The 10174-nt window shown below is 63.5% G+C and carries 8 protein-coding genes; 2 read left to right on the top strand and 6 right to left on the bottom strand.

The features are described 5' to 3' along the window. Positions 1-634: 634 nt before the first annotated feature. On the bottom strand, positions 635-1669 hold the full coding sequence (locus ASD64_RS07215; protein ID WP_056102933.1) for an aspartate-semialdehyde dehydrogenase: 1035 nt from the start codon (positions 1667-1669) through the stop codon (positions 635-637). Positions 1670-2105: 436 nt separating this feature from the next. Between ASD64_RS07215 and ASD64_RS07210 the strand changes: the two genes are divergently transcribed. Next, positions 2106-3962, top strand: a complete 1857-nt coding sequence (locus tag ASD64_RS07210) for a DEAD/DEAH box helicase (protein ID WP_056102931.1) — start codon at positions 2106-2108, stop codon at positions 3960-3962. 6 nt (positions 3963-3968) lie between these two features. Here the strand turns inward: ASD64_RS07210 and ASD64_RS07205 are convergent, their stop codons facing one another. From ASD64_RS07205 to ASD64_RS07190, 4 genes are all read right to left on the bottom strand, one after another. Then, positions 3969-4862, bottom strand: coding sequence for a DMT family transporter (locus ASD64_RS07205; RefSeq protein ID WP_156460048.1), 894 nt, complete (start codon positions 4860-4862; stop codon positions 3969-3971). 108 nt (positions 4863-4970) lie between these two features. After that, positions 4971-6074, bottom strand: a complete 1104-nt coding sequence (leuB, locus tag ASD64_RS07200) for a 3-isopropylmalate dehydrogenase (protein ID WP_056102925.1) — start codon at positions 6072-6074, stop codon at positions 4971-4973. A gap of 117 nt (positions 6075-6191) precedes the next feature. Then, the gene (locus tag ASD64_RS07195; RefSeq protein WP_056102922.1) at positions 6192-6587 is read right to left on the bottom strand and encodes a RidA family protein; all 396 of its coding nucleotides are present in this window, start codon (positions 6585-6587) and stop codon (positions 6192-6194) included. A gap of 37 nt (positions 6588-6624) precedes the next feature. Further along, complete coding sequence (locus tag ASD64_RS07190) at positions 6625-7467, bottom strand: hypothetical protein (protein ID WP_056102919.1); 843 nt, start codon at positions 7465-7467, stop codon at positions 6625-6627. A gap of 227 nt (positions 7468-7694) precedes the next feature. Here ASD64_RS07190 and ade point away from each other — a divergent pair, with 227 nt between their 5' ends. Continuing rightward, positions 7695-9395, top strand: coding sequence for an adenine deaminase (ade, locus tag ASD64_RS07185; protein ID WP_056102916.1), 1701 nt, complete (start codon positions 7695-7697; stop codon positions 9393-9395). Positions 9396-9424: 29 nt separating this feature from the next. Here the strand turns inward: ade and leuD are convergent, their stop codons facing one another. Next, positions 9425-10030 (bottom strand): 3-isopropylmalate dehydratase small subunit, encoded by a 606-nt coding sequence (gene leuD / locus ASD64_RS07180; RefSeq protein WP_056102912.1) that lies wholly within the window; start codon positions 10028-10030, stop codon positions 9425-9427. Positions 10031-10174 lie beyond the last annotated feature (144 nt).

The raw sequence follows: 10174 nt of genomic DNA, 5'->3' as shown, positions 1-10174 counted from the left end.
CATTGTCAAAGAACGGACCTCGATTGAGAGGTCGGGAAGACGGGCGGCCGTTCGGACGCTCGTTTAGTAAGTAATGCGACCTTGCGGCCACCCGTCCGGTGGTCTTGCCTCACCGGGGGGCGCTGCCGCCTGATGCGGCCCGCTGGCCCAGTCGAGGCCCGGACTTGGGGGCTCATCGCCCAGCCGCACACCGTCATGCGACCAATCCGGCACCGACGCTTCCCCTCGATACCCGGTGCGCACCGAGTTTCCCGCAGAAGCGATGGCACGGATTATGGACGTCATGCGACCAATCCGGCACCGACGCTTCCCCTCGATACCCGGTGCGCACCGAGTTTCCCGCAGAAGCGATGGCACGGATTATGGAAGAGGTGGAGAGGGCGTGGATAAGGGTGGTGAGAGATTTTTGCGGAAAGTGAATGGGAACAATGAGCTGGCGATGGGGTAGGAACGACGGGTGGATGGAATTGTCCCCGTTTCACGAGCAAAGCGCGACCTGACCGTGCTCGTGCTTTCCCTCGCCTTGCGCTCTCCTCGCGAATGACGAGGAGAGCGGGCGGCCGCAGCCGCAACCGCGCCGGTCGGTGCGCCCCTCATGGAGCCGCACAGCGGCGAAAATGCCGTGAGTGAAGACTCAAGCCGCCTTTTGCTTCGGCGTGATCAGGCCGCGCTCGATCAGCAGTTCGGCGATCTGCACCGTGTTCAGCGCCGCACCCTTGCGCAGATTGTCGGAAACGACCCAGATGTTGAGGCCGTTGTCGACGGTCGAATCCTCGCGGATGCGCGAGATGTAGGTGGCGTCTTCGCCAGCACTTTCGATTGGCGTGGCATAGCCGCCGTCCTCATGCTTGTCGATGACCAGGCAGCCGGGCGCTTCGCGCAGGATTTCGCGCGCTTCGTCGGCGGTGATTGGCTTCTCGAATTCGAGGTTGATGGCTTCCGAGTGGCCGATGAACACCGGCACGCGCACGCAGGTGGCGGTGACCTTGATCTTCGGGTCGAGCATCTTCTTGGTTTCGGCCACCATCTTCCACTCTTCCTTGGTGGTGCCGTCTTCCATGAACACGTCGATATGCGGAATGACGTTGAAGGCGATACGCTTGGTGAACTTCTTCACGTCGACGGTGTCGGCCACGAACACGGCGCGGGTCTGCGTGAACAGTTCGTCCATGCCTTCCTTGCCCGCGCCCGAAACCGACTGATAGGTCGAAACGACGACGCGCTTGATGGTGGCGGCGTCATGCAGGGGCTTCAGCGCCACCAGCATCTGCGCGGTCGAGCAGTTCGGATTGGCGATGATGTTCTTCCTGGTGAAGCCCGAGATGGCGTCCGGGTTCACTTCCGGCACGATCAGCGGCACGTCGGGGTCGTAACGAAAGGCCGACGAGTTGTCGATGACGACGCAACCCTGCTTGCCGATCCTGGGCGACCACTCCTTGGAAACGTTGCCGCCGGCCGACATCAGCACGAGATCGGTGTCGGAGAAGTCATAGGTGTCGAGGACCCTGGTCTTGAGCGTCTTGTCGCCGAAAGACACTTCGGAACCGAGCGAGCGCCGCGAGGCGAGCGGAACGATCTCGCTGATCGGAAAGCCGCGCTCTTCCAGTATGTTGAGCATTTCGCGACCCACATTGCCCGTGGCGCCGACTACCGCAACCTTGAAACCCATCGAAAAAATCTCCTGTCGCTCTCCGCTTGTTTTGCTTGGAGAAACCCGCCGGCCAGTGCGGGTCTCGCCTCCCCGTGGCGAACCCGGGGAGAGGGCGAGCAGGCCAAGGGAGATCAGACCGTGGTAGCGGTCGTTTTTTTGGCCGTGGTTTTGGTCGAGGACAGGCGCGCGACAGCCCCTCCGGCCGTCTTGTGGCCAGGGAAGTCAAATGCAAAAAGCGCCATCAAAAGGCCGCGCATGAAAGAATGTCCTGTTCGGAGCCGGCTTTTACGCGCTTTGCGCCAAGAGTCAATCGGGCGCACCCTGTACAATCAGCGCGGCGCGAAGTACGAACGGCCAAGATCGTTTGGCTGGCATGGCTTGCCTCGACGTCCTGCCGGTGGATGCTGTGTCGCCGGGCGCGTAAAAAAGCCAAGAACTCCGAAAGAAGACGAACATGTTCGAAGGTATCGTTCCCGCGCTGGCCGAGGCGCTGGAAAAACGGGGTTATTCCGAACTGACCTCGGTGCAGAAGGCCGTGCTGGGTTCCGAACTCGGGCAAGCCGATGCGCTGGTTTCGGCCCAGACGGGGTCGGGCAAGACGGTCGCCTTCGGCCTTGCCATGGCGCCGACCTTGCTTGACGGGGCGGCGCGCTTTTCTCATGCGGGCGCGCCCCTGGCGCTGGCCATCGCGCCGACGCGCGAGCTTGCCTTGCAGGTGGCGCGCGAACTGGAATGGCTTTACGAATTCACCGGGGCCACCGTTGCCACCTGCGTCGGCGGCATGGACATGCGCACCGAACGGCGCGCGCTGGAGCGGGGCGCACATATCGTCGTCGGCACACCCGGCCGCCTGCGCGACCACATCACCCGCCATGCGCTCGACATGGCGGCACTCAAGGCCGTGGTGCTGGACGAGGCCGACGAGATGCTCGATCTCGGTTTTCGCGAGGATCTGGAATTCATCCTCGATGCGGCGCCCGCCGACCGCCGCACGCTGATGTTTTCGGCCACCGTGCCGCGCGCCATCGCCACGCTGGCCAAGGGCTATCAGCGCGATGCGGTGCGCATCACCGCCGCCGGCGAGGAAAAGCAGCACCACGACATCGAATACCGGGCGCTTTCGGTTCTCCCCTCCGACCGCGAGAACGCCATCATCAACGTGCTGCGCTATTACGAGGCCCGGAACGCGCTGGTGTTCTGCAACACGCGCGCCGCGGTCAATCATCTCACCGCGCGCTTCAACAACCGCAATTTCCAGGTGGTGGCGCTGTCGGGCGAACTCAGCCAGAACGAGCGCAGCCACGCGCTGCAGGCAATGCGCGATGGCCGCGCCAAGGTCTGCATCGCCACCGACGTGGCCGCGCGCGGCATCGACCTGCCCAATCTCGAACTGGTCGTCCACGCCGACCTGCCGACCAATCCCGAGACGCTGCTGCATCGCAGCGGCCGCACCGGCCGCGCCGGGCGCAAGGGCGTCAGCGCGCTGATCATTCCGAACCACGCACGCCGGCGCACCGAGCGCCTGCTGCAAAATGCCGGCATCACGCCCGAATGGGCGAGCCCGCCCTCGGCCGACGAGGTGATCCGGCGCGACAACGAGCGCATGCTGGAAGATCCGGCGTTTACCCAGCCTATAAGGGACGAGGAACGCGAATTCGTCGCCACCCTTCTCGAAAGACATGGCGCCGAGCAGGTGGCGGCAGCCTTCCTGCGGTTCAGCCGCGCCGGGCGTTCCGCGCCGGAATATCTGTCCGAGCCGGCACCGTTCAAACCTTCCGCCGAAAAGGGCGAGCGATCCTATCGCGACGAACAGCCCAGCCGTCGCGACGATTTCGGCGACAGCGTCTGGTTCTCGCTGTCGGTGGGCCGCCGGCAGAACGCCGAACCGCGCTGGCTGATCCCGATGCTGTGCCGCACCGGCGGCATCACCAAGCGCGAGATCGGCGCCATCAAGATGCAGCCGGAAGAAAGCTTCGTGCAGATCGCCGCCGACAGTGCCGACCGTTTTGTTGCGGCGATCGGGCCGGACCGCAAGGTGCAGGGAAATATTGTGGTCAAGCGGCTGAACGCCCTGCCTGACCTGACCAGGGCCGGTTACGCTCCGCCGCCATCCGACAGGAAGCCGCATCGCGGCAAGGGGAATTTCCACAAGGAAGGCTTCAACAAAACGGCACCGAAACGTGCCTTCGAGAAGCGCGAAAAGCCCGCATTTGCCGCCGAGCAGAAACCCTGGGCGACAAAGCCGGGCAAGCCGAAGTTCGAAAAATCCGGCCCGCCGAAAACCAAAAAGCTGAAAAAGCGGCCTGAATAGGTATTTTCAGGGCATGCGCCTGGCTTGCTGGCCGCGTTGAACCAGGACAAGCCCGCCCGCGACGATCAGGGCCGCACCCGCTGCTATTCGAATGCCCGGCAGGTCGTTGAAGACCAGGTAGCCGACTGCGACCGCTCCCAGCAGTTCGAGATAGGACAAGGGTGCGAGCAGTGAGGCTTCCGCGTGGCGAAAGGCGCTGATGGTCATGAAATGACACGCTGCCGAGATGGCGCCCATGAGGACCAGCAGGCCAAGCTCGTCCATCGCCGGGATCGACCAGTTCCAGATCGCCAGCGGAGCGAGGATGATTGAGCCGAACAGGCACTGGAAGGCAAGGGTGCTGACAGGATCGCTGGCGCGCGACGCCTTGCGCGTGGCGATCATGTAAAGCGCGAACAGCGCGCCGGCAGCGACGCCTAGCAGAAGGCCGCCATTCATGCCGCCGGCCGGATTGACGACGATGATCGTGCCGATGAAGCCAAGCGCCAGTGCCGCCAATTTCCGGGCCGTCAGCGCTTCCCCCAGCAAAATGACGGACAGGATCGCGGCGATGATCGGGCCAACGAAATAGGCGCTGGTCACATCGGCCAGCGGCGCAAAGGAAATGGCGACGAAAAAGCAGCACATTGCCGCCGCGGCGAAGAAGGTGCGCAGGGCATGCGCGGGCAACTCTTCGCGCGGCAGGAAGTTCTTTCCCTGGCGAGAGAGCGCCCAGGGAAGCACGAAGATGCAGGAAAAAGCGTAGCGCGCCCAACTGATGTAAAGCGGCGAGTGCGCCGCACTCAGCGCCTTGGCGATGCCATCCACCGTGGGGACGAGCAGCATTGCCGCAGCCATCAAGGCGATGCCGAGCAGCGCGGAAGAAGTGGGCAGCGCGGAAGGAGTGGGTTGGACGCTCAAGGTTTGCTGTCCCGCGCGCGGACGCCGCAACTGCGGGTCGATTGCTCACTGAACCGGTAACGAACAAGCTTTTGTGGCGGCCGGATGGCCGGCCGCCGATATGGCCGTTCAGTTGAGGAACCTGGCGATGATGGCGTCGCCCATCGCCGTGGTGCCGACCTCGGTCTTGCCGGGCGACATGATGTCGCCGGTGCGCAGGCCGTCGTCGAGCACGGCCGCGATCGCCGCCTCCAGCCGGTCGGCTTCCGCCACCATGTTGAAGGAATAGCGCAGGCACATGGCAAACGAGGCGATCATGGCGATCGGATTGGCGATGCCCTTGCCGGCGATGTCCGGCGCGGAGCCGTGCACCGGCTCGTAAAGCGCCTTGCGCTTGCCGGTCTTGGCATCGGGGGCGCCGAGCGATGCGGAAGGCAGCATGCCGAGCGAGCCGGTCAGCATCGCCGCCACGTCGGAAAGCATGTCGCCGAACAGGTTGTCGGTGACGATGACGTCGAACTGCTTGGGCCAGCGCACGAGCTGCATGCCGCCGGCGTCGGCCAGCATGTGGGTGAGCGCTACGTCGGCATATTTGGCCTTGTGCGTCTGCGCCACCACTTCCTTCCACAAAACGCCCGACTTCATGACGTTGTTCTTTTCCATCGAGCAGACTTTGTTGGCACGGGTGCGCGCCAGTTCGAAGGCGACGCCCGAGATGCGCTCGATCTCGAACGTGTCGTAGACCTGCGTGTCGATGGCGCGCTTCTGTCCGTTGCCGAGGTCGATGATCTGCTTGGGCTCGCCGAAATAGACGCCGCCGGTCAGTTCGCGCACGATCAGTATGTCGAGGCCCTCGACCACCTCCTGCTTCAGCGACGACGAAGCGGCCAAGGCGGGATAGCAGATGGCCGGGCGCAGATTGGCAAACAGTTCGAGGTCCTTGCGCAGCCTGAGCAGGCCGGCTTCGGGGCGGACCTCGTAAGGCACGCCATCCCATTTCGGGCCGCCGACGGCGCCGAACAGCACGGCGTCGGCGGCAAGCGCCTTTTCCATGTCGGCATCGGAGATCGCCTGGCCGTGCGCATCGTAGGCCGAGCCACCGACGAGGCCCTCGTCGGTGGTAAAGCCGCTGCCCATCTTGCCGTTCATGGCGGCAATCAGTTTCTTGACCTCCGCCATCGCCTCGGGGCCGATGCCGTCGCCGGGCAGGAGGAAGAGATTTTTCGATGCCATGAGAGCCGTCCCAAACAAAGTTTTCAATCGCGGTCTTGCTAAACGCCAAGCGTGCGGCGTGCAAGCTGAAAGCGGCTCAGCGATATGACGGGATGTTGGCGATGATGCTCCGGACGCTCATGCCCGACCGCTTGCCGTTCGGCGAAGCGCCGTCACCTCGATCTCGATCTTCATTTCCGGCTCGTTCAGCCCGCAGACGATCATCGTCGCAGCCGGTCGAATCTCACCGAAATAGCTGCCGAGGATCGGGAATACCCGGCCTACGAATTCCGCATCGGTGATGTAGTAATGCGCGCGCACCACGTCGGCGAGTTCGAAACCGCCTTCGGCCAACGCCCTGGCGATGGTCGCAAGGCAGTTGCGCGTCTGCTCCTCCACCGTCTGAGGCATGGTCATGGTGGCGTAGTCGTAGCCTGTGGTGCCCGAGACGAAGCACCAGTCGCCCTGCACCACGGCGCGCGAATAGCCGGCCGTCTTTTCGAATGGCGAGCCGGTGGAGATCAGTTTGCGCATGTCGGGCAGCCTTCCTGAAACGCTCTGTTCCTGCAGCCTATTGCGGCGGCGCCAGCGCCTTGTCCATGGCATCGCGCAATTCGCCCGGCCAGTCCTTCAAGGCCGGCCAGGCATCCGGCCCGGTCTTCTCGTTCTGGCGTGCGAAATAGAGCTTCTTGCCCTTGGTATCGATTGCCATGAAGCCGTCGCCGAGACCGCAGGCATGCGGCACGCAGCCTCTTGCATAGGCGATGCCGGACGCGGTTTTTTCGATGCCGCTGCCGACCAGCAGGCTGGTCGCCATGTCGGTCAGGCCGTCGCCAAGAAGCTTTTTCGCCTCGCCGTAGACCGCCTCGTTGTGGAAGGCGTCGATGATGTTGTCGAATTTCGCCGGATCGAGGTCCGTCCAGCCGCTGCCGGCGTCGGGCGTGTAGGTCAAATGCCCGGCCAGCGCGAAACCGGTCTGCGGCGACCATTTCTTCACGTCGGCCGAGGCGCCGGGGAGCAGCCATGGCACGAAATAGATCGCTTCGTCGCTGACGCCGGCGGGCGGCGCGCCGCAATCGTCCTCGCCGATGCTTGCCTGCTGCACTTCATTGCCTTCCTGCTTCCACACCATGACCTTGGCCGGCCCGCAGGCATTGCCGCCGTCACCGACGTCGAACATGGCGACATCGACGCCGCCGACTTTGACGATGCCGTTGAAATAAACGAAGTAGGCTTTGGCGAGTTCCTTGCCGTCGAAGGCCAGCGTTCTTTCGCCGTATTCTTCCACCTGCGTGACGGTCAGCGTGCCGCCGGCAAACGGGATCGGCGCCGGCTTTTCCTCCTGCGCCACCGCACCCTGGCAGGCCATCAACGCCAAGCAAGTGGCCGCAAAAAGCCGCGAAATGTGTTTCATGCCTGTACCTCCAGTAACGTTGGGATCCGGTCCTTGCTCGAATCCTTGGGGGCAGGGCAAAGTAGGCAAGGTAAGCGGCCAAGTCCACCGCCGCCATGCGAGCCGTCCCTTCCGCGAGGTCATACGAGATGTCGGCCGTACGGCTTGCAACGGCTGTTGTTCTGGTATCGATTGCAACGGCAAGAGGCGCTTGCAAGGCATGGCGCTTTCCATGGAGCAGGAATGGAATGAGCAGTTTGCTGGAACGGACGATCGACCAGGGCGTTGGGCGCGAGCCGGCCGATCTGGTGCTCAAGGGAGGGCGCTTCTTCGATCTGGTCAGCGGCGAACTGGTCGATGGCGACATCGCCATCTCGGGCAGCCGTATCGTCGGCACCTGCGCGCCCTATAGCGGCACCAGGGAAATCGACATTTCCGGCCGTATCGTCGTGCCGGGTTTCATCGACACGCATCTGCACATCGAATCCTCGCTGGTCACGCCGCACGAATTCGACCGTTGCGTTTTGCCGCGCGGAATCACCACCGCGATCTGCGATCCGCACGAAATTGCCAATGTGCTGGGGCTGGACGGCATCCGCTTCTTCCTCGACAGCGTCGCCGAGACGGTGATGGACATCCGCGTCCAGCTATCCAGTTGCGTGCCGGCGACCCACCTCGAAACCTCCGGGGCTGAACTCACCGTGGATGATCTTTTGCCGCTGGCCTCGCACCCCAAGGTCATCGGATTGGCCGAATTCATGAACTTCCCCGGCGTGCTGGCCAAGGACCCGGTGTGCATGGCCAAGCTGGAGGCCTTCCAGGGCCGTCATATCGATGGCCACGCGCCGCTGTTGCGCGGCTACGACCTCAACGGTTATCTCGCCGCCGAAATCCGCACCGACCATGAAACAACCACCGCCGAGGAGGCGCTGGAGAAGTTGCGCAAAGGCATGCACATCCTGGTGCGCGAAGGGTCGGTGTCGAAGGATCTCGCGGCGCTGATGCCGATCATCACCGAGCGCAATTCGCCCTTCATCGCGCTGTGCACCGACGACCGCAATCCGCTCGACATCGCCGATCACGGCCATCTCGACCACATGATCCGCACCGCGATCGCCGCCGGCGTCGAGCCGCTCGCCATCTACCGCGCCGCCTCGATTTCCGCCGCCCGGGCCTTCGGGTTGAGAGATCGCGGCCTCGTTGCGCCGGGCTGGCGCGCCGATCTCGTCGTGCTCGACACGCTGGCGGACTGCCGTGCCGAGATGGTGCTTTCGGCGGGCCGTGTCGTTTCGGATGCGCTGTTTGCCGCGCGCAAGCCGGTCGCTGCGGTCGGGCGCCACAGCGTCAAGGCACGGCGTGTCGCTCCGGCCGATTTCCGCGCCTCGTCCAACAGCGGCAAGACCCGCGCCATCGGCATCATCCCCGGCAAGATCATCACCGAAAGCCTGGAGTTCGAGCTTGCCGTCGGCAATCATGGCGTCGAAGGCGATCTCGTCCGCGACGTGGTCAAGATCGCGGTGGTCGAGCGCCACGGCAAGAACGGCAACATCGCCACCGGCTTCGTGCACGGCTTCGGCCTCAAGCACGGCGCCATCGCCTCGACGGTGAGCCATGACAGCCACAACATCTGCGTGGTCGGAACCTCGGACGAGGACATTGCCGTGGCCGCCAACCGGCTGGGTGAAATCGAGGGCGGCTTCGTCGTGGTGCGCGACGGCAAGGTGCTGGCAGAACTGCCGCTGCCGATCGCAGGACTGATGAGCCTGGCCGACTACGAGACGGTTCGCGATGAGCTAAGGGTGCTGCGCAAGGCCGCCTACGAACTCGGCTCGACGTTGGAGGAGCCGTTCCTGCAACTGGCCTTCATTGCGCTGCCGGTGATCCCGCATCTGAAGATCACCGACAAGGGCATGGTCGATGTCGATCGCTTTGAGATCATCGGCACCTGAACTGGCTCAAGCCCGGTTCTAGATGCGGTTCATGCCCAGGGGCGCGACTCGGCGTTCTTCTTTTCGAAGCTGGCGATCGAGCCGGCTTTTTCCATGGTCAGGCCGATGTCGTCGAGGCCGTTCAGCAGGCAGTGACGCTTGAAGTCGTCGAGGTCGAAAGTGACGACGCCGCCATCCGGCCCGCGGATTTCCTTGGCTTCCAGGTCGACCGAGATGGTGGCGTTGGCGCCGCGCGACGCGTCGTCCATCAGCTTGTCAAGGTCTTCGGGGCTGACCGTGATCGGCAAGATGCCGTTCTTGAAGCAGTTGTTGTAGAAGATGTCGGCGAACGAGGTCGAGATGACGCAGCGTATGCCGAAATCGAGCAGCGCCCACGGCGCATGCTCGCGGCTCGAGCCGCAGCCGAAATTGTCGCCGGCGACGAGGATCTGGGCGTTGCGGTAGGCCGGCTTGTTGAGCACGAAATCGGGGTTTTCCGACCCGTCCTCATTGAAGCGCATTTCGGCGAACAGGCCCTTGCCAAGCCCGGTGCGCTTGATCGTCTTCAGGTAGTCCTTGGGAATGATCATGTCGGTGTCGACATTGACGATGGCCAAAGGCGCTGCGACGCCGGTGAGCTTGGTGAACTTGTCCATGGCTTGAGCCCGTATTGTCGTTGCGGGAATTGCTGGCTCCCGCTTTACACAAAGGTGACGTCAAATGAAAGGCAGGGGGCGGGGCAAATGAAAGGCGGCCGTTGCCAGCCGCCTTTTTTGTCATCCATGTCAGGAGAAGCTGGT

The organism is Mesorhizobium sp. Root157 (assembly GCF_001427385.1).
In the GTDB taxonomy this organism is placed as follows: domain Bacteria; phylum Pseudomonadota; class Alphaproteobacteria; order Rhizobiales; family Rhizobiaceae; genus Mesorhizobium.
Note: the sequence above shows the minus strand (reverse complement) of the source record. Positions and strands in the feature narration are given on the sequence as shown.